The following is a 22,213-nucleotide window of genomic DNA, read 5'->3' as shown; positions in this document are numbered from 1 at the left end:
ATTTATAGGAATGGTTTCATTTTATAAACAACAACAGTATTTATGATAAATTATCTAAATAATAGCGCATATATCCTACTCTTAGTAAAGCAACTTGTCCGATTGCATTAGATGCACCCGGATAGCTGTTAGTTTCAAACATATAAACTTTTTTTGTTCTATTATCAATACCTAAATCTAAACCAATAGAATTAAATTCAAAATCTACCATTTTTTCTAACACAGAAGGTAGTTTCCTAGTAATTTCTGTCAATTGTTTATTGATTAAGTTTATGTCACTTGATGAATATTCTGTTTGTAAAAATTTGCTTAATCTGGTTGAACCACCACCAGTAGATAGATTAGAGGTAACTTTATCATTATATCCTACTCTTGCATATTGTTGAGGAGTTTTCCATTTTCCTTCATGACTTTTTTCAAAATTAATCCTAATATCAAATGGATGTCCACTCACTGTTTTCGATTCTATATACTTAGACATCAATAAACGCTTTTGTTTTATATGCTCATTATAAAATTGTTGAAAATTTTCTTTTTCTATTTGTTCCGATATTTGTCTACTTTCATATAAATAACCATCATCTTGTTTTGCTAAACTAAAAATTCCTTGACCTTTATCAGCATTCACTGGCTTAAACACGACTTTACTATGTTGTTCAACAAATTTTTCCACATGTGCTATATTTTTAATTCTTGTACTCGGTATAAGTATATGTTTTAGACTTCCTTCAGATTCAAAGTGCTTATATTCTTTTAATTTTCCACCAAAAGGTTTAAACATGAAATGTGATCTACTTGATAAGAAGTTATGTAAATCTTCTCTATCATGTTTATATGGTGAATTATTAATTATTTTAGGGATTTTAGTGGTAATTTCTTCAAAATGATTTTTTCTTAAAACAATTCCAGTGACTAGTTCATTTTCCATATCAACCCCATCACCTTTGAAAAAAACAACTTCTAAATCATAATGTTTACCAATCATTGAGTACAACATCATAGTCGATCTTAACGGATAATCCCACCTAAAAAAACCTACTTGATCCATCTTAAATTCCTCCAATAAAATCAAATTATATACATTTACCCTGCACCAATAAAAATCAAGTAACCATAATGATCACTTGATCTTCTTTGCTTCAATGCCTTTACCAAACACTCTTAATGGAGCGGTCATTTTCCATGAACGACTTAATTTAATTTTAACAATTTCTTTTTCTAGACGACGTTTATCTTTACGCATTTTATGCAATTCTTTTTCATATCTTTTGATGACTGTATCAATGTTCTTCCGACCGACATTTTCCATCTCTTCATTGATTTCGAAGCCAATTTTAACTGGTTGATAAAAGTTTTCTTCTGTCACTTTCTTCACGTCCGCGATGTCTTCTACCTCTGCTAGCAGATGCTTAAAGCGATTGACGATAGACTTATCTGTGCCAGCTACAATAACTTCTATCTCATCCTCAGCCAATGTAGTGATATATCCACTTAAATTCAAATCAAGGGCAGAATATTTAATATAGCGATGGTATCTGATTCGATTTACTTTACCCGTTACAATATAACGCTTTTGATAAATTTCGCCCACTAAAGCTGGTGCTACTTCAACTTCTTCACCTGAACGGTTTTGAAGCGGACCTAATACGGTATTGAAGTCAAAGTAAATCTTCTCACGATCTGTTTGCACATCTTTTGTTTCTGGGAAATAATAATCAACAATGGCAGAAGGAATATCTCTCGCTCTACCTCTCATTGGGAAGAGGATTCCTCCGATTTGTGCTGTTGGATTTAATTCAATTACAACAGCTGCTTGATTAACTGGCTTATTTAAGTCAACAATAATATCTACGCCACCGTGATAAAGTCCCGGAATTGCTTTCACTGCATCAATCGCAATCCGCTTAAACTCCTCAGGGATTTCATCTGTAACATCAACAGGGTCTCCCCCAGCAGATACATTTGTTTTTTCTTTTAGCAATATTTTTTCGCCCTTTTTCGGAACACTTGCTAAATCATATCCTGTGCTATCAATAAATTCTAATGTCTCTTGATCAATTTCAATTAAACAACTGAATAGACGTGCATTTTTACGTCGTTGATCATTTTTAAACTCGATAAGCTCTTCAATCGTATGCTCTCCATCACCAATAATATTGGCTGGTAAACGATTATAGGCTGCAACTACTTGATCCTCTACTACATATACACGATACTCTTCACCAGGCATATACTGCTCTAGGATTAATTCTTCATATTCTAAGGTATTTCTTACATAATCGATAGCTTTCTCTAATTCATTGGCACTTTTAATATTCGTAATAACCCCGTTACCTAAGCTTCCGTTTGTCGGCTTTAATACTAATGGATAACCAAGGTTTTCTGCATATGCAATAATATCATCTGACGTAGTACCTTCTAAAAATTCTTCACCTTGTGGTACTGGTACATTTGCACGTTCTAGATAGTTTTTTGTTTCATTTTTATCTGAACCGATTTCGACTGCTTCATCGGTTACTTTGTCACCACGTGTGCGGAAGAAATAATGCGTTTCTGTTTCAGAACTTAATGAAAACAAACGTCCTGGTGGATTAACACCAAACGTAATCATCTCATCAAATTTACCCGAGTCAATTGTATACCATTTTAACGTTAACCCTCTGCGCCAACCTTCTAAAGCTACAGCATATGCACATAGCTTTGTTTTCCTCGCACCTCTAACAATTTCATTGGTAAGGTGTGGAAGAGATATTACTTGTTGATTGTTCCACATATACGTTCCTCCAGCTATTTTAAATGATTGAAAGTGATAGGAACTCTCTCAAAAGTGTCGCGATCACCTATATCTTGGTTCTAATTTACACTAATAGAGAAGTTTTTCCTTTATTACTTTAGTCTTTGTTAAAAATTCGATAGGTTCCCTTTACAACATCTGATACTCGACGAATTGGTGAAGTGATTTTCCATGATTTACTTTTTTGGAAAACCGTATATTCTGCTTCTAACTGTTTCAGTTCTTTCTTCATTACGTTCATTTCTTCATTTAATTCCTTCAAATATTCTAATTGTGTTTTATAATCAGCCTTAATTTCAAAGCCAATTTTAATAGGTTCATCCCAAACTTCTTCCCGGATATCCTCAACTGTGGATCGATCTGGGTCTTCTTCGATAGCAGCTTTAAATTCTTCTAGCATTTCTTCATAATCACTAATAACAACTACTTCGATGCCACCATCGTGTAAGTTACTAATAAACCCACTAATCTTTCGCTCAAACGCTTGTTTTCTCAAGCCACGATGATAATCGATGCTTTGCACATCACCAGATACAATAAATTTACGACCGTGGACAGTACCTTTTGGTGGTTTCGAAACTTTTGACACTGTAGCAATATGGGAAGTGATCGGCTCCAATATATCTCCTAAATCAAAGTAAAGACTTGTTTGACGTTCTTTATCTTTTGTTTCAGGGAAATAATAGTCAATAATCGCTGCTGGTACGTCCCTTGCTTGTCCTTGCATTGGGAAGATTAGTGATCCGATTTGAGCAGTCGGATTAAGTTCTAATACAAAAGGAACATGTTCACCATCTTGTTCTTGCTCCATGACGTCTACTGCACCATGTGGTAATGATGGAATCGCTTGAAGTGCCGCAACTGCTGCTTGCTTCGTTGCCTCACTTAATTCATCTAATACATCAACTGGATCGCCACCAATGGAAATATTGGACTTATCCGTAAGGAAGAGCTGTTTACCCTCAGGTAACACATCATCAAATTCATGTCCTTGTGCTAAGACAAAATCAATCATATCCTGATTGAGCTGAATAAGACAGCTAAACAGACGCGGGTTTTCCTTACGTTGTTCATTCTTTTGATCAATTAATTGTTTAATGGTATTTACACCATTACCGACAACATTAGCTGGGATTCTTTTAATTGCCCCAACTACTTGATCAGCTACTACATAGATGCGATAATCCGTCCCTTCAATATATTGCTCCACTAATATATCATCGTTTGTAACTTTTTTTATTTTTTGGAACGTATTTTGCAGTTCTGTAGCTTCCGTAATATTCGTATATACATGTCGACCGAAACTACCATTAACAGGTTTTACTACTACTGGATAACCGATCGTCTCTACGTATTTGACTACTTCCTCTATCGTGCTATCTTGTGTAAACAACTTACTTTTTGGTGTATTTACCTTATTCTTCACTAAATATTCTTTCGTGGATTCTTTGTCAGCCCCAGCTGTAACAGCCTCATTGCTAACTTTGTCTCCTCTACTTTTGAAGAAGTAATGTGTTTTATCACCTAAGCTAAGCGAGAATAATTTACCGGGCCTTTCTGTTGCCCATGTTTTTAACTCTTTAAACTTCTCTGAATCTTTTGCATGCCACTTTAACTCTAGGCCCCTTCTCCAACCTTCAAGTGCAATGGCATATGCATCCAATTCCGATCCTCTTGCATCGGTAACTATTTCACTTGATAGATGTGGAAGCCAGCTTGTATTTTGATCTTGCATAAAGATGCCCCCTAGTTTTTTTCTTCCTGTCCGAACTTGACGATTTCTTCATAATAGGAAAATGACTTTTTGTCTAGTAAATCTTGAAATAGACGTGTTTCCGCCTCTGTATAATACTCACCTAACCAACTATCTGTTATTGCATCAAACTCATCGAAATTACCAGGTTTTGGTGTAAATTCCCCAAACACTAGCTCTTTATCTGTTTTCAGAAAATCTATCCGAATAAACGGTGCCGGTATTTGTTGACTGATCTTTTCGGCAAGCTCGATTTCTTCATGCAAGACACCTGTACCTTTGAACAGTTCATTTTCATACCTACCTGTTGAGATACGTTGTCCATCTCTTGTCCACCAGCAATACGTTAATGCTGGGTATCTTTCGATTTCTAAGATTAATGCGACTTTACCATAAAAGGAATAAAATTTCACATCCTTGGCAGGTTTTCCTTGCTCATTACTGATTAACTCTTCAACAGACCAATGATCTGACTCAACCCATTCACTCTCGATATCTTGCTTCATTTGTTGTCGCAATGCATCGATACCACTAATTATTTTCTTTCTACGTACATCTTGAATATGTTCTCGATCCATGACAAGATATACACCACGAGAGCCAGCCCCATCGACTGGTTTGATCACTGTTTGTTCTTTTAATGGGATATTGTCGATCGAATATGTTTGCTCATCGAACCATGGTCTTCTTATCTTTAATAAATCAACGAATTTATATGCTCTTCTTTTACTATCCAACACGATTTCAGGCATTTCTTTATTCCGTTGCCATTTTTTCGTTTGAGCAACGAGACTTGCCTGGAAAGAAGATTTTACCTTTGCTGAAGGATAATCATCTATATTTCGAAGCATAAATTCTGGTGTTTCTTCTAACGATAAATTGGCTAATATTTTTTGATAAAAATATGCTACTATTTGTCGATTTGGATCATTTTTATATAAATGAGCAACTGCCCTTATACTGTGATTTAAATCCTGATTTACTTGTTGCTTTTTGGCAATAAGCATATCAAGCAATGTATCTATTTCAGTAAATTCTCTACCTTGCTTTATTATACTCTCGATTTTGTTTCTTTCAAGTTCTTTAGCTGATAAAGCCTCGCTAAAGTGCTCTTTTAAGCTATTTTTTTGTTTTTCTATATCAAGCTCTAGTTGTAAAGCTTCGATTTGCTCTAGTAAGGCTTGATTGTCTGGAGAACTAGCTGATGAAGGAAGTTTATCGGCCAGTTGATATTTCTTACTATCTTTTAATTTTTTCGTTTCTTTCATTAGTTGCTTATTTTTCTTCTTCATATATGCTAGCTCTGCCTCTTTCTCTATGAGCTGGTTAATCTGTTCACGGTCATTACTTTCTTTATGATGCGTGATGATCATCACCTACTTCCGCTATAGTTGGTAATAAATGAGGCTCCAGACGATCTGCGTGTAGCGAATAGCCAAACTGTTCTTCGACAAATTGAAGTGCTGTTGCCACTTGTTTCGTATACATGTCACGATCTTGCATTAACTGCTGCACTTTCGCTTGCACTTGATGAGGCTCAGCGTAAATAGCTGCATCTTGGAATAAATCTTGATAGCTTGGTGAAATAATAACTGGTACACCTGCTGCCATTGCTTCAAAAATGACTCGACCAAATGCTTCGATCCAACCAGGATGTGTATAGTAAACAAATACATCTAATTGCTGTAAGAATTCTTTCGGGTCTTTTTCACCAAATTCATATACATGCCAGTTCGCAGGCAAATACCCTAACACTTTCTCTGGTACTTGTGCTCCTCCTAACACATGAATTTCCACATCCTTTGCATCTGGATAAATGGTAAGAAGCTCTTCTTTGTCATTTGGCCATTTCACATATTGTGCTCTGGAATGGCGCCCAATCTTAATAGGACCATTGTGAGCTAATCGTTCTGTACGTTTCCACTCTGCGACATTAATAATATTTACCCAATCTTCTGCTGCAAGTGTAATGGCAGCTAAATCTTGCTTATGATGCTTCATTAAGGCTTCTCTAACAGACGGACCAATTGGATACCAAATCGCTTTTTTGCCGAAATATTGCTTCAATCGTTTCGCACATGTTCTTATATCATAAAGTGGTGTTTCTTTTTTTGTATAATCTCGCTTCGGTGGTTGATTAACAATGACTTTAATACTTTTTGCCTCAACATTTGGCACGTATTTTTGCCATGTTTGTAAAACAGGTGGATGGCGGAGAATGAGCACATTACAGCTAACCTTTTCCCCGTAGCCAATCATTTGCACTTGTTTACCATCAATCTGTTCACGCACCTTTGGATTAATCGTTTTAGCGGAGTGTAAATCAGCGCGATACAACGGAATTAACCCTGTTTTTAAACCTAGTTGCTTCTGTGCTTTGATTTCTTCTATGTTGGACATGTTCGTTCCACCGAGCAATCGGAATTCTGAGGCGATAATCACATCAAAGTGACGTCTTCCCTGAAGTGACTTTTGCTCTCGAACAGGCCACATAGGCTCTGGTACTGCAAAAGGGCGTTCCGTCATTGGATATGGATAATATACGTCATCATGTGTTTGGTGGTAATGGGTATAGGCATCCAGATATTCTTTTCTTACACCCATAAAATAGCCATGATAACCAAATACACTATTACCTGTTAAGGAACTGCTTGATTGACGTTGAAAAGCACATGGTCCAGTACGTAAATCTACGACAGCCTCTTTGCCAAACACTTTGATTAACCGCTTCTTAAATTCTCCGTCAGCGCCGAAGCGGACACTATCCCAGAATCCTAGTTGCGCCATCACCGCTTCTCGTTTAAACATTAAGGAAGACATGTTAGCAAACAAATATTCACCTGGCTTCCCTCGTCTGTGAAAATGTAAATCTTCTGTTACCCTTGCTTGCTGTGACGTATTAGCGATAACGTCGGGATGCTCGATTAAATGCTGTACTTGTATAGCGATTTTTTCTGGATGGGACCAATCATCGGCATCATTAATCGTCACAAATTCTCCTGTTGCTTCTGTCAGTGCATGATTACGTGCAATATATGCACCTGCGTTTGTCTGATTGTGTAGTAAGCGAACTCGCGCGTCACGCTCCACATATTGCTCGACTACCTCAACCGTTTTATCTGTACTACAATCATCCACCACAAGAATCTCAAGGTTTTTCCATGTTTGACATAGAAGCGCATCTAAAGCAGTTTGGATAGTTTTCTCTGCATTAAATACAGGGATAATCACTGTTACAACTGGTCCAGTCGCATCTAAAGTAGCTGTATCTGTTCCGCTAATTGCGTCATACAACGTACTGTCCTCATATCGGTTATTTAATGTAATAGCTTGTAATGGATATAGCGCAAGTGCCTGATTGATCCATTCTAGCTTCTGGTCACTAGCTGTTTCAACTGATCCAAGCGCCAAATATAGATCCACATGTTCGTCATGTTTCACTTGCTCTAACAACACTTGTTTCGCTTGCTCACGCTCACCGATATGCACAAATGATTCTGCCTCTAATATTGCTACCCGCCTTGCCCAATCTGTTGATAAAGTAAACTGTTTAAGGACCTTTAAATAAGCTAGTGCTTGCTCTGCTCCTTGTGGCGTATATTGATTAGCATGCCATACAGCTAACGCTAATGCTCCATGTTTTCTTTCATAGGCATTCGTTGTTTTGTCTACGATTCGTTCTAGTTCTGCCAGCACCTGTTCTTGAAAACCGTATTCATATAAGGCACGTTTCAACTTTTTGATTTTCTGTTTTGCTTTTTTTTGCAAATGGTTTTTATCAAAAATTTGTTTTGCTGTCTTTTTTCCCGTAATGATTGCTTTAAGGTTTTTCGCTCGTTTGACCCCTGATTTGACTAGCTTGTTTTTGTCTAATCGATTAAAAGTTGTGACAGCTTGATGATATTCTAGCTTGTTCGTGACATACTTTTGTTTTTCGATTGCTAATTCGGATACAACTTTTTCTAATCGCTGTTCTATATCCGTATAGTCATTACTAGTCATGTAGATCTTGCTCCAATCTAGCAAAATGCATCTGATAACCGAATTGTTCTTCTACAAATTGCTGCGCTTTTGCTACTTGATCATTGTATAGTTGTTCATCTTGCATTAGTTGTTTCACTTTATCTTGTACTTGTGAGGCTTCAGCATAAATGGCTGCATCTTGGAACAAGTTTTGATAGCTAGGTGAAATAACGACTGGTACCCCTGCTGCCATTGCCTCAAATATTACTCGCCCAAATGCTTCCACCCAACCGGGATGTGTATAATAAACAAATACATCTAATTCTCGTAAAAAGTCTTTCGGCTCCATTTCACCGAATTCATATACTTTCCAGTTTGCCGGAATCTGACCAAGCACTTTCTTCGGTACTTGTGCCCCGCCTAGTACATGTACTTCATATGCGTTAGATGCAGGATAAATCGTTAGTAATTGCTCCTTATCACTTGGCCATTTCACATATTGTGCTCGTGAATGACGCCCTATTTTAATCGGGCCTTGCTTGTTCGGACGCTTGTCTCTCTTCCATTCTGCAACATTGATAATATTGAGCCAGTCATCCTTTGATAAGTTAATCGATGATAAATCTTCTTTATGATGCGTTTCTAACGCCTCTCTTACAGAAGGTCCAATAGGATACCATGTTCCTTCATGACCAAAGTATTCTTTTAACCTTTGAACAGACGTTGGAATATCATATAATGGCTGTTCATCTTTTGTATAATCTCGTTTCGGTGGCTGGTTAACAATGACTTTGACAGTCTTCGCCTCAACATCTGGTAAATACTTTTGCCAATCTCGTAAAATAGGCGGATGGCGAACGATTAACACATCACAGCTCACCTTTTCACCGTATACTAACATTTGCACTTTATTACCGTCGATTTGCTCACGCACTTTCGGATTAAGTGTTGTAACAGAATTCAAGTCATAACGATACATTTGTATAAGGCCTGTTGATAATCCTAATTCCTTCTGTGCTTTGATTTCTTCCACATTGGATGCATTCGTACCACCAAGCAATCTAAACTCTGATGCGATAATAACATCAAAATGTCTTCGCTTCCCTTTTTCACGTTCTGGTAACATTGGTTCTGGAACAGGGAATGGTCGCTGTTCCTGTGGAAATGGATAATACACATCACCTGTATGTTCATGGTGATCAAGTTGTGACTCTAAATAATCTTTTCTTGCTCCCATAAAGTACCCCGGGAAACCAAAAGCAGAGCTTGCTGTTAAGGATGATTCCGTCTGTCTTTGGAAAGATAATGGAGCTGTCTTCAGTTCCACCACACTTTTTTCACCGAACACTTTCTTCACACGTCGCACAAATTCAGAGTCTCCCCCAAATCGAACACTATCCCAAAAGCCAAGCGCCTCTACTACAGGCTTTCTACGGAACATAAAGGAAGACATATTAGCAAACACATACTGACCGAATTTCCCTCTGCGGTAGAAAGTCATATCTGTCCTTGCTCTGACTTGTTGTGAGAAGTTCGCCATAGCAGTTGTCTGTTTGATCAAATGACTAACTTGTGTCGCGATTTTCTCTGGATGTGACCAGTCATCTGCATCATTAATCGTCACAAACTCACCTGTTGCTTGCTGTAAAGCGGTATTTCGCGCTACATATGCACCAGAATTCTGACTGTTTTCCATTAATTTAACGCGGTTATCTTCTTGTAAATAGTTTTCGACTACTTCTAATGTATGGTCTGTACTACAATCATCCACAACGATGATTTCTAGATTGCGCCATGTTTGTGCTGTTAAGGAACGTAATGTCGTTAAAATCGTATCCTCTGCATTATATGTCGGGACAATAATGGTTACTTTCGGCTGATTAGCATATTCTGTTTGCTTGCTTCCTGCAGCAATATCAAGCGAATCATAAACAGTCGTTGCGCCATTATGTTGAAAAGCGAGCAGCGCATTTTGATAATGAGCATAAACCTTATTGATCCATGTTAATTTTTCTTGATGGTCATCTGCTACATTTGCTAATGCAATATATAAGTCATCATGTGCTTCTTGTTCAAGAGCTTTTAATAAAATATCTTTAGCTTCGCTTCTTTTATCTAACATTGCTAATGCTTCTGCTGCCATAATGGCATATTTACGACTTAATACAGTATCTGTCTCACCTTTAGCAAGCTCACGAACGATCAGTAAGCTTTCTTTCGCATGTTCTTTATCATACTGGTTGGCATGCCATAGACTAAGCTCACGTCCAGATAGCTTCTTCACGAAGTTGTTCTGTGTCGTCTGATAAAGATCGGTTAAATCTGCTAAACCTTTTTCGGTGAACCCCATGCTATTTAACTTATTTCGAATTCGCTCGACTTTTTGCAATTGTGTTCTTTTCTTACCAGGCTTAATCACCTTTTTGAGTACTGCTTTTTGTTTATCTGTTAACAGATTACTTAAAAACTCTTTCTGCTTCGTACTCATTTTTTGATAAAGAATCCAATCAGCTGTTTGAAATACTTTTTTCTTCATTTTTCTTATCATCAATACCACACCCATACCTAGGTTATTGTTTCACTATTGTTTTCTTCTTTTTCTTCACCTTTGTCTTCCTTTGACCTGTTGCTTCTCGGTATGCTGCGACAACTTGTTCTGAAGGACCGTCTTGTTTTACTTGACCTCGCTCCATCCAGATAGCACGTGTACAAACCGTCTCCACAAACTTCATACTATGTGACACGATAATAACGGCTTTTGCTTGTTCCATCATTTCTTGGATCTTTTCACTAGCTTTTTGCTTAAAAGCCACATCACCAGTAGATAGAGCCTCATCCAAGATAAAAATATCTGGTTTTAAAATCGCTGCAATACTAAATCCTAGTCTTGCTCGCATTCCACTCGAATAACTTTTGATCGGCTGATTAATTTTATTGCCCAATCCGGAAAATTCGATAATCTCCTCTACATGCTTATCAACTACCTTCTTAGGTAAGCCTAATAGCATTCCGTTCAAGTAAATATTATCAATACCTGGTAACTGTTGGTTGAAGCCAGTACCATAGCTTAACAATGCGGTTGTCTGACCGTTGACGACCATTTGGCCTTCATCAGGTTTTAATATCTGGGTCATTACTTTACACAATGTACTTTTCCCCGCTCCATTGTGACCAATAATCCCCACTACTTCCCCTTCTGAAATAGTGAAATTCACTTTATTTAACGCAATATGTTCATTTTTACGGTTATTATTGAATTTAATCGTTAAATCTTTTGCTGTTACAACCGCTTGATCTTTTACTTCTGATTCTGTTTTGGTCAGTTCTAATCGTTTTCTCGGCTTCCGATTCACCTTCGGAATCGTCGCCTCGTATTGCTCTAATACTTCTGCTGGTTCACCGATTGCTCTAATTTCGCCTTGTTCCAGCCAAATAAGTCTGTCACAATTTCTTTTCGCATAACGATGACTGTGTGTAACGATAATGACCATTTTTGCTTTATCTAGTAATTCTCGAATTTTTTCTGCTGCTTTTGTTGTAAAAGCGCGATCACCAGTATTCAACGCTTCATCAAGGATCAAAATTTCTGGTTCTAAATGTGCCGCAACACTAAAGCCTAGTCTTGCCTTCATTCCACTTGAATAATTTTTCATTGGTCGATCAATGAATTCACCTAGTTCAGAAAAGGCATGAATTTCATCAAAAAAGGAATCAATTTTTTCCTTTTCAATACCTAACATCATACCGTTCAAATAGACATTTTCTCGTCCTGTTAACTCTTTGTTAAAGCCCATCCCCATCGAAAATAAGGCAGATACTTTCCCATCAACATGCATCTTGCCTTCGTCAGGTTGTAGGATACCGGTAATGGCCTTACAAAAGGTTGTTTTACCAGATCCATTTGAACCGACAATGCCTACTACCTCACCCTTATAGCCGGTAAAATTAATATGGCGCAGTGGCCATGTTTTCTTCGGCTTCTTTTGTTTCTTTTCCTTGTCCTTCTTCGTAGTGAGATATTTAATCGCTATTGATTTGTAATCATCTCTTTGATTAGAACTAAAAGCAATCCCTACATCTTCTGCCTTTATGACAACCTCACGATCTTGCTCTTGTTCATTGTTTGTTGTATACATAGTAAACAACCCTCTTTTTTATAATACTTTAATGATTTTATGTTCATTTTTATAGAAATGGTAAAGCATTAAGCAAATAACGATGATCGATATTACTGCTAGCACACCTAACCCTAAAAATTGTGGGGTGTGATGCTCCATTAAAATTGCTCGATAAGCGTCTAGTAAAATCGCAACTGGATTCCAATCTAACAAGATCATGAACTGATCTGGTAAAGGACTATTCGCTAATCTGCTACCTTCCCAAATAATCGGAGAAGCATAGAAGAATATACGTAATATATGTGATAAGACATTATCAATATCACGAACAAATACGGTGATATAGGATACACATAGACTTAATGCAATTAAGAAAAGTAATGTAATGAAAATAACTATTGGCAATAAAATTACTTGCCAACCTGGAATATAGCCAAACGCCCCTAAGAAAATACCAATAACAATTAATCCAAAGCAAAAATTAAACAATTGTGTTAGTGATAATGCTAATGGAAAGATTGCTTTGGGCAAATATACTTGATTAATAATCGATGAATACTTCGTAATAGATTTAGCAGACGAATTAATTGTTGTATTAATCCAGCGCCAAACAACTAAACCGATTACCAAGAATACTGGATATCCTGGTCCGCCACGTCCAATCAGCACTACTACTAAGAAATAATATACGGCTACATTTAATAATGGATCTAGTAACCACCAAAAATATCCTAAATAACTATTACGGTTTTCTGCTTTTAAACCTGATTTGACTAAGTATATTAATAAATCTTTTCGTTTAAATATTTCGGATAAATAATTTAACATTTGTTTTCAGACACCACCAATTTTTACCTCATATAATGTAAATATGCTTTCACCTTCAAAATAACATAGTGGGCAAAATACCATGCACTCTTTAATAGGCTAAGCTTTTCAATTTGTCTATATACGATCCAATTTTGTTTGGCCATTTTGATTTTATTACTAGAAATCGAATTACCTCTTACACGGTATAATGCAAGTGATTCTTGTAACGCGTATGCTGTATAACCTCTTCTCGTTAAATTCAGCCATAACGCATAATCTTGTCTTGCTCTGATATTCGACATACGAATGTCTGTAATCTTCTCACGGTCTAGCATTACCGTTAAACAACCAATCACACAGCTTTTTAATAACTCGGTATATGTCGCCTTACTTGGCATTTCTACCTCTTTGTTCGTTGTCGTACCATCCTCATTCTCTTGGACACGCTCATAGCCTGTATACGTAAAAGCATAGTCATGCTCCTGCATAAAAGCTAGTTGCTTCGCGAGTTTTTCCGGAAGCCATCTGTCATCACTATCTAAAAAGGCGATATATCGACCTTGTGCATGTTCCATTGCTGTATTTCGTGCAACAGCCGCACCTTGATTCGTTTGAAGGGTAATCAAACGAATCCGGTCATCTGCTTTCTGATATTCTTGAATGATAGAAATCGTTTGATCCGTTGAAGCATCGTCGACAATAACCATTTCCCAATTGGAATAAGTTTGTTGCCTTACAGATTCAATCGTTTCTCGTATATATGTTTCTGAATTATATGTTGGTGTAATTACAGAAACAAGCTTTTGATCTTTTATACTCATAGTTTCCATCCTATTTTGTTAATAATTGCTCATACCATGACACTAGTTTTTTCTCTTGTGATTCCCAGCTCAATTCTTGTAATACGGCCTTTCTACCATTATAGCCCATCGCTTCTGCTTCTATCGGATTATTTTGCAAAAACTCGACTGCATCTATCCATTCTTGTGGATTTTCTGGATCAACCGCGATACCACATTGATGTTTGTCAATAAACGCCTGCCACGTCGGGAAATTGGAGCAAATTATCGGCAGACCTGCACTCATGTATTCAAAGAACTTTGTTAGCTCTTTTTTGACATAATGCTCTGTCGCTGGAAAAATGGCTAAGCCTGCGACCCAATTTTGATTGATATAATAGTTATCAATCACTTCACGTTCGACAAATTGATCAATCCCGTCAAAATGAAGGAAATCTTGTTTCACACCGGCATGTTCTTTCATCTTATCTGCTAAGTCACTTGGACACTTCCCAACAAAATAAACGTGCTTGTCCATGATTTTCGGAATGTCAGCATGGTAATAAGCACCACGCACTTCTGAAACATTTCCTGTATATAACAATTGCTCATTCGTTGTCTCATGCTTTATTTCCTTATTAATTAACTTCTCATTGACGATTGGGTAATTAAGAATACTCTCTCCTCGTCCATACCGATCATGATAATATTTTTCTGCTAAACAGAGCTCCATTCGTTTAATCAAAAAGCGCTCGATACGATTATATAACTTACCAATAATTCGCTTAATCGGTTCGGCAAAATAGTCTTTTTGCATAATACTTGTATAGTAATCTTCATGTACATCATAAATCACTTTGTTGTTGTTCGTTTTTAATAACCAACCAACAAAGATTAACTCCGGATCATGAAAATGATAAACATCTGCTTTCAGCTTCTTCGCTTTTTTATATACCTCTAATGGTCCTAAAAGCATTCTCTTCCAACGATTACGATGTTTTTTAATCGGAAGGATGTTCAACTTACTTGCTTCTGCTTGATCCTTTGTCTGTTCGTCTACTGGCGCAATTAATGTCACATCATAGCCTGCTTCTTTTAATGATAGACATTCCTTATGATATATTCTCGTATCAAAAGGATGATGGACCGTTGTCAAATGCACCACGTTTTTCTTTTGTGACAAATGGAATAACCTCCACTTCTAAAACTACAGGCTTGTTTGAATATCCATGACCACTTTTATATAAAGTGCGACTACAATCAGTGGGAGTTTTTGACTTGCACTGATTGTTAGCGAAACTTATCAGGGCATTAGCGTCCGTTTATCCCCCACTTAGCCTCTTTGTTTTAACTCGAACCTTGAATTGAGGGTTTTACGGACTCATGCACTATGATAAAGTAATTTCCATTAGTATCAACGTCTAATTATAACACATCAAAAAAGATTTGTTCATATTGTCGAACAATCTTACTTGAGTGGAAAAATGTCGCGCGCTCAAAGCCTTTGTCCTTGATTTCTTGTAATTCTTGCGGATTTTTTTGTAAGACTGTTAACATGTTATCTGCTAGCTTCTGTTCATCCCCAACAGGACTTAACAAACCATATTTTCCTTTATCTAATACTTCTGACGGACCTGATTTACAATTCGTCGAAACAACTGGTGTTTTCGTTGCTAATGACTCGGCAATAACATGACTGAAGCCTTCGTGTTTCGAAGACAAGACAAAAAGGTCAGCATGGCGGAAATAAACATAGGGATTTTGCTGAAAACCGAGAAAGTGTACGCGATCCGCTATATGTAATTCCCTTGCTAACTCGTTTAATTCTTCATATAACTCACCTTCACCAAGCAACATTAATCTACTCGGTGTTTGTTCATTGACCTTCGCAAATGCACGAAGCATGGTATGTTGATCTTTTTGCGGAACGAGCCTTCCTGCTGTAATCACAATCTTGTCATCTGTATCAAATAATGAAGCATGCTGGAAATCTTCTTCTTTATTAGCAAGCTGCTCAATGTTATCGACATCAACCGGGTTATACACGACCTCTATTGATTTTCTTGGTACTTTATATCGATCGACAAGGTTATTCTTTACACCTTCAGACAGCGATACAATTTGATTAGCTAGACGGTACATCAGACCAAATCCTAATAGCTGCACATTTTCTTTCTGTGTACCCCCTAGATTATCCGCTTCCCGAACAACATTTTTGGCCTTCGTAAACGAAAAGATTTTCGCTAAAATGGCGATGGTGTTCACTCTTGGAATCGTACTAAAGACAATATCCACTTTTTCTTCACGGATTATTTTGGCTAATTTAAAAATCGATCTACTTAAACGTTTCGTATCCAATTTTATGAATTTTACATCATCTTTTAATGCGTGCTCATATGAGCCGTCATAATTAAGCGTAACTAAAATAGGAGAAAACTTGTCTCTATCTAAATTATTGATAATATTCAATAATGTTCTAGCAGCTCCGCCTGCCCCCATTTGATAAATATAGAACACGATATTAATTTTTTTCATCTGTTTGTCTTCCTCCTGGTTCTTATCAGGATATAGTCATATCTTTTTATTTTATACGATTATTATAGGAAACGAAAGTGTTATCAAGAAAATGTAATCAAAGCGAAATCCAATTGTGACAAAGTGAGACTTATCAGGGAGTTAGCGTCGGTTTATCCCCCACTTAGCTTGCTCGTTTTCACTCGAACCTTGAAGCGGGAGTTTTACGGACTCATGCACCGTGACAAATACGTTTCATGATATGATACGTATTTTTGTCTCTTCTATAGAAAAACAGCCTGGTTATTCAACCAGACTGTTTTCGTTACTTATGCTTCCTTCTTATTCTTTCTCGTAAATAATCGTTTAATACGCTCTGATAACCCATCAAAGTACGTATATACAACAGGAATCAATACAAGTGTAAAGAGGCTGGATGTTAATAAACCGAAGATAACGGTAATTGCCATCGGTTGTTGCATCTCTGCACCTTCACCATATCCTAACGCCAATGGAACCATTGCTAAAATCGTTGTCAAGGTTGTCATTAAAATCGGACGTAGCCTTGATTTCCCTGCTTCCACAATTGCTTCATGTCGCTCCATTCCACGACGACGCAAGATATTAATATAATCTACTAACACAATCGCGTTATTAACCACTATACCGGCGAGCATAATCACACCAATAAAGGCTGTGATAGACAATGGTTGACCTGTTATGAATAATCCTCCGAATACCCCAATCGCTGTTGCTGGCATTGAGAACATAATAACGAGCGGATGGAGGAAGTTTTCAAACTGAATCGCCATAACGGCATACACTAGGAAGATAGACAATAGTAATGCTAACCCTAAATCAATAAAGGCTTCTTCCATATCTTCCGTTTGACCTCCCATAGAATAATCATAATCATCAGGGAAATTAATCGTACCTAGTGCTTCCTCTACATTTCGTGCTACCGTACCAAGATCATAATCAACAATATCTGTTGAAATATTTACTTGACGTTGTTGATCTTGGCGAGTAATCGTTGCAGCTGTTTGTACTTGTTCAAAGGATGCAATCGTCTCTAATGGAATCGTTGTTCCTTGTTGATTTTGAATTTGTAAGTTTTCTAAATCATTAACTGTTGTACGCTCATCCTCTGGGTACATTAATTGTACATTCATTTCATCACCAGCTTCACGATATTGCATAACCGTTTGACCAGTGAATCCAAGTTGAATTTGACTCATTACTTCTTGATAGCTTAAACCATACTGTGCAGCAAGCTCTCGATCAACGTTCACGGCCATTTCTGGCTGTGTATCAGAAAGTGATGAGGATGGATTATATACACCATCTACGTCTCCAAGCGTTGTTAATATTTGATCAGATAGCTCTTGTAATACATCTAATTCAGGACCTGTAATTTGGATCTGAATTGGGTCCCCTAAACTTGCTCCTGAGCCTGCTTCACTAACGGTAATATCTGCTCCGGCAATGTTTTGCAAGTCCTTATCTATTTGTTGCACGACATCTGTTGTTGTTTCATCTCTGTCATCTACTGGAACTAATTGAATTTGATAAGAGGCAGAAGAGCCGCCACCCATCATGTCACCGCCAGCATTGTCACCACTAACGGTCACATAGCTGACATCAATAATATCATCATATGCCGCTAATTTTTCATTTACTTGTTCCGTAATATCTAACCTTTTCGCTTCATTCGTGCCTGTAGGTGTTTCCACTGTAACACCTAATTGACCTTGGTCACCTTCTGGAATAAAGGCTGTACCGATAAAAGGTAACAAGGCTACACTTGCGATAATCGCTAGAATCGTCACACCAATTGTTGTTTTTCTAAACTTCAAGGCTGCTTCAATGATACGTTTGTATACATTCGACACTTTATCTAAGAATCGATCAAACCAATAACGACGGCCATGATCTTGCATTGCTTTCGTTAATAGTTTAGAAGAAAGCATTGGCACAAGTGTCACCGCGACTGCAAGTGATGCTATTAACGAAAAGGCTACTGTCAACGCTAATGGTGTAAATAGCTCTGATGCAATACCACTATCAAGGAACACTATCGGCAAGAACACTACTAATGTGGTAGATGTTGATGCGATAACGGCTGGCGCCAGTTCTGATGCCCCTTTAATGGCCGCATCCTTCATACTGTACCCTTTTTGCCTGTAGGCGACAATGTTTTCCAAAATAACAATAGAACTATCGACCATCATCCCGATACCGAGTGCGAGACCACCCATCGTCAATACGTTCAATGTTCCACCAGTGAAATAGAGTAGAACAAATGTAGAAATAACGGCAATCGGAATCGATACGCCAATGACAAGTGTTGCTCTGACACTTTTCAGGAATAGTAGTAATACTAACAAGGCGAAAATACCACCAAAGACCATATTTTGTAAAACAGAATCGATCGATTGCTTAATAAATTCTGATGTATCCACTACTACTTCTAGTTGAACACTCTCGGGTAAATCTTTATTTAAGTCATCAATTGCTGACAAAATATTATCAGAAACATCAACCGTATTACCGTCAGATTGCTTCAAAATACTTAGTACAACTGCTTCTTCATTGTTCACTAATGTTGTACCATTACGTTGATACGTATCTTTCACATCTGCTATATCTTCTACTTTTACTTGGGCACCTTGAGGTGTTGTCATAATGACCTGCGCTATATCGTCAACAGAGGTAAAATTACCATCGATACGAAGCTGCAGATTTTGTTCACCACGTTCAATCGTACCTGCTGAAGCAGATTGATTCGCACCTTGTAATGCTTGCTGTATCGTTTGGACGGACACACCGTATTGATTCATCGCTGCTCTATCTAGCTCTAAATCAATAACTCGTTCCTCTCCACCTTCGACATTAACAGAAGCAACACCAGTTTGACGTTCAAAGTATGGTTGAATATCGCTTTCCGCTATTTGGTGTAAAGTAGAGGCATCACTTCCTGTTAAACCAACCCACATAACTGGTAATTGATCTGGGTTAAAGCGAAGAACACTTGGATCATTTGCCCCTTCTGGTAACATTCCCTTTATTTGATCAACACTTTCTCGAACATTGAGCAAAGCGTTATCGAGGTTTGTCCCATTTTCGAACATAATCATGACAAGTGACGAGCCTGATTGTGATTGTGACTGAATCGTGTTGACTCCCTCAATGGAACTAAGTGAGCTTTCAATTGGTTCTGACACTAAATTTTCTACTTCTTGTGGTGCGGCATCTGGATAACTCGTCGCAACTACAGCAATTGGCAAATCAATTTCTGGAAATAGGTCAATCGCTAAGTTTCGAACAGATATAACGCCCATAGCAATAACAGCGAGGACAATCATGATGACCCCGACTGGTCGTTTTACCGATGTATTGACTAGCTTCATGATTAATCCTCCTCTATTACATTAATTTTGCCGCCATCTTCAAGCGTTAATTGTCCACTTGTTACGATTTGATCCCCTTCATTAAGATCGTCAGCTTTAATAGCTGTTTGGCTAGATTGTATTTTCTCCACATCTACTTCTACTTTTTTGACTGTTTCATCCTCTACTACATACACATATGCCTCATCACTTTCTTCTACTAAGCTCTGAGTTGGGATAATCAATGTATCTTTTACAATTGTTTCTTTTTTCACAGCCGAAGCAACAGCACCTGCTTTATAGTTATTGTCATTCTCAAACGATAATTGAACAACGAACAAGCCTGCATCATTTGCCGTCTCTGCTATATAATCAACGGTTGCTTTTTCTTTATCCTCTTCATCCTCGATAAAAAGATCTACTTCTTTTCCTTTTTTAAATAACTTCGTTTGGTGAGCTGGAATTTGTAGTTGAACGGTTAAGTCTTCTACATCTAAAATAGTTAAAAGTGGGTCTTGATTAGATACCATCGATCCTTCTTTTGCTTCTAATCCAGCAATGGTACCATCCACAGATGCCTTCACATTAATCTTACCTTGTGGGCTAGCAATAGTTGCGATGGTATCATCTTCTTCTACTTTATCGCCATTCGTTACTTCTAGCTCATCGATTTCGCCTGCTACAGACGGTATCACTGGTGTTGTCTGATTCGGCATTGTACGGCCATAGAAATGACGCTCTGCAGTAAGGTTACCTTCTGTTACTTCATCTACTTCAACTGGTGTTACACGTTCTGCTTGTTCATCTTGATCCTCATTGTCATCATTTGAACATGCAACCAATGTGATGATAACCATCACAAACAATAATAATAAACGCTTCATTTTCTTGTCCCCTCTCGCCTTTTATAATTTTCTTTTTAATGCTTGTACCGTTTGCTCAATCGTTGGGTATGCTTCTAGGTGCTCCATCATACTTTGAATAATAATTTTCTTCGGTTCTTTCTTTTGCCATTCTTCTTCCAATACATGTAGCGCTTCTGCTACTTGTTCACGCTCCCCTCTTTCTAAGTTTTTAGCTTGTTGTTTTATTTGTTGAAAAAGGGTTTGTGCATGGTTTTCATTAAATCGCGTTAAATCATCATGTTGAAATAGTGGAGGTGATGCTTCAGTAAGGATAGACGTAACTAATACATCTAGTTTCTCGACAATGTATGTAGCGATTTTGTTCGACTCAACGGAAATATCGTGTATCGCAATCCATTTTAAATAGCCACCGAGCAGCCCTTCGATTTGGATAACGACATCAACAATATACGGACGCAATTTCTCGCCATATATATCAATTAAACGATGACTCATCCATTCGAAACTTTGCTTATGTAGACTAATGATCAACTCTTCAAATTTATCACTTTGATGAATGTTATCCCGAAGCTGCATAACTAAATATTCTTTATGCTCTTTGAATAATCGTAGAAAAGCGGCCAGCTGCTTCGCTAATTGTTCTGACGCACTGTTTGTACTCTGCTCAATGTTATTCAAATTTTCTAAAACAGTGTCTGCATAATATTGGTATGCTTCGATTAATAACGAGTCTTTCGAATCAAAATGTAAATAGAAGGCACCTTTCGATACATGGCTTTTATCTGCAATTTCCTGAATCGAAGTCGAGTGGAATCCTTTTTCAGAGAAAAGCTTTAAGCTCACTTCAATCAGCTGCTTTTTCTTCTCATCCAAACTCCCTACACCTCCTTTTCTTTCCTACGTTATGAAAGTGTCATATGTTTCATTATTTTTGTTGGATGACTGGTCAGTCAGTACATACTATATCAGTTACTACCCAGCTTTTCAATCGATAGCGTCTTGCTTAGACCAATGAGGATGGTGAGTCTTTTTGTAACTTTGTGTTCTTTTCTTGTAACTTCTGCTTCTCTTCTTGCAACTTCTGTTTCTCTTCTTGCAACTTCCGCTCCTCTTCTTGCAACTTCCGCTCCTCTTCTTGCAACTTCCGCTCCTCTTCTTGCAACTTCCGCTCCTCTTCTTGCAACTTCCGCTCCTCTTCTTGCAACTTCCGCTCCTCTTCTTGCAACT

The 22,213-nt window shown here is 37.6% G+C and carries 15 protein-coding genes; all 15 read right to left on the bottom strand.

Going from position 1 to position 22,213, the window contains the following annotated elements; genetic code table 11:
* Positions 1-40 precede the first annotated feature (40 nt).
* Positions 41-1,048, bottom strand: coding sequence for a YheC/YheD family protein (locus tag SH601_RS13990; protein WP_319958961.1), 1,008 nt, complete (start codon positions 1,046-1,048; stop codon positions 41-43).
* 72 nt (positions 1,049-1,120) lie between these two features.
* The gene (locus tag SH601_RS13985; RefSeq protein ID WP_319958960.1) at positions 1,121-2,773 is read right to left on the bottom strand and encodes an acylphosphatase; all 1,653 of its coding nucleotides are present in this window, start codon (positions 2,771-2,773) and stop codon (positions 1,121-1,123) included.
* Positions 2,774-2,891: 118 nt separating this feature from the next.
* A complete protein-coding gene (locus SH601_RS13980; RefSeq protein ID WP_319958958.1) occupies positions 2,892-4,529 on the bottom strand; it encodes an acylphosphatase in 1,638 nt (545 codons plus the stop codon).
* A gap of 11 nt (positions 4,530-4,540) precedes the next feature.
* Positions 4,541-5,920 carry an ATP-grasp fold amidoligase family protein gene (locus SH601_RS13975; protein ID WP_319958957.1) on the bottom strand — a complete coding sequence of 460 codons (1,380 nt, stop codon included), beginning with the start codon at positions 5,918-5,920 and terminating at the stop codon, positions 4,541-4,543.
* Positions 5,901-8,549: a glycosyltransferase gene (locus SH601_RS13970; RefSeq protein ID WP_319958956.1), complete on the bottom strand. Its 2,649-nt coding sequence runs from the start codon at positions 8,547-8,549 to the stop codon at positions 5,901-5,903. Before SH601_RS13970 ends, SH601_RS13975 begins: the two co-directional genes overlap by 20 nt.
* Complete coding sequence (locus SH601_RS13965) at positions 8,542-11,058, bottom strand: glycosyltransferase (protein WP_319958955.1); 2,517 nt, start codon at positions 11,056-11,058, stop codon at positions 8,542-8,544. The genes SH601_RS13970 and SH601_RS13965 overlap by 8 nt, the downstream gene beginning before the upstream one ends.
* A 22-nt stretch (positions 11,059-11,080) precedes the next feature.
* On the bottom strand, positions 11,081-12,646 hold the full coding sequence (locus SH601_RS13960) for an ABC transporter ATP-binding protein (RefSeq protein WP_319958954.1): 1,566 nt from the start codon (positions 12,644-12,646) through the stop codon (positions 11,081-11,083).
* An 18-nt stretch (positions 12,647-12,664) separates the two neighbouring features.
* Positions 12,665-13,456, bottom strand: a complete 792-nt coding sequence (locus tag SH601_RS13955; protein ID WP_319958953.1) for an ABC transporter permease — start codon at positions 13,454-13,456, stop codon at positions 12,665-12,667.
* A 23-nt stretch (positions 13,457-13,479) separates the two neighbouring features.
* Entirely contained in the window at positions 13,480-14,259 is a 780-nt protein-coding gene (locus SH601_RS13950; protein ID WP_319958952.1) for a glycosyltransferase family 2 protein, read from the bottom strand.
* Positions 14,260-14,269: 10 nt separating this feature from the next.
* A complete protein-coding gene (locus SH601_RS13945; RefSeq protein ID WP_319958951.1) occupies positions 14,270-15,400 on the bottom strand; it encodes a glycosyltransferase in 1,131 nt (376 codons plus the stop codon).
* A 242-nt stretch (positions 15,401-15,642) separates the two neighbouring features.
* Complete coding sequence (locus SH601_RS13940; protein ID WP_319958950.1) at positions 15,643-16,752, bottom strand: glycosyltransferase; 1,110 nt, start codon at positions 16,750-16,752, stop codon at positions 15,643-15,645.
* A 308-nt stretch (positions 16,753-17,060) separates the two neighbouring features.
* Entirely contained in the window at positions 17,061-20,141 is a 3,081-nt protein-coding gene (locus SH601_RS13935) for an efflux RND transporter permease subunit (RefSeq protein WP_319958949.1), read from the bottom strand.
* A 2-nt stretch (positions 20,142-20,143) separates the two neighbouring features.
* Positions 20,144-21,004 carry an efflux RND transporter periplasmic adaptor subunit gene (locus SH601_RS13930; RefSeq protein ID WP_319958948.1) on the bottom strand — a complete coding sequence of 287 codons (861 nt, stop codon included), beginning with the start codon at positions 21,002-21,004 and terminating at the stop codon, positions 20,144-20,146.
* A 21-nt stretch (positions 21,005-21,025) separates the two neighbouring features.
* Positions 21,026-21,859, bottom strand: a complete 834-nt coding sequence (locus SH601_RS13925) for a TetR/AcrR family transcriptional regulator (RefSeq protein WP_319958947.1) — start codon at positions 21,857-21,859, stop codon at positions 21,026-21,028.
* A 130-nt stretch (positions 21,860-21,989) separates the two neighbouring features.
* On the bottom strand, positions 21,990-22,213 hold a 224-nt coding region (locus SH601_RS13920), incomplete at its 5' end, for a hypothetical protein (protein WP_319958945.1).

Origin of the sequence: Gracilibacillus pellucidus (assembly GCF_033949965.1) — a bacterium.
GTDB lineage: Bacteria > Bacillota > Bacilli > Bacillales > Amphibacillaceae > Gracilibacillus > Gracilibacillus pellucidus.
The sequence above is the reverse complement of the archived record's forward strand: the minus strand, read 5'-3'. Positions and strand labels throughout refer to the sequence as shown.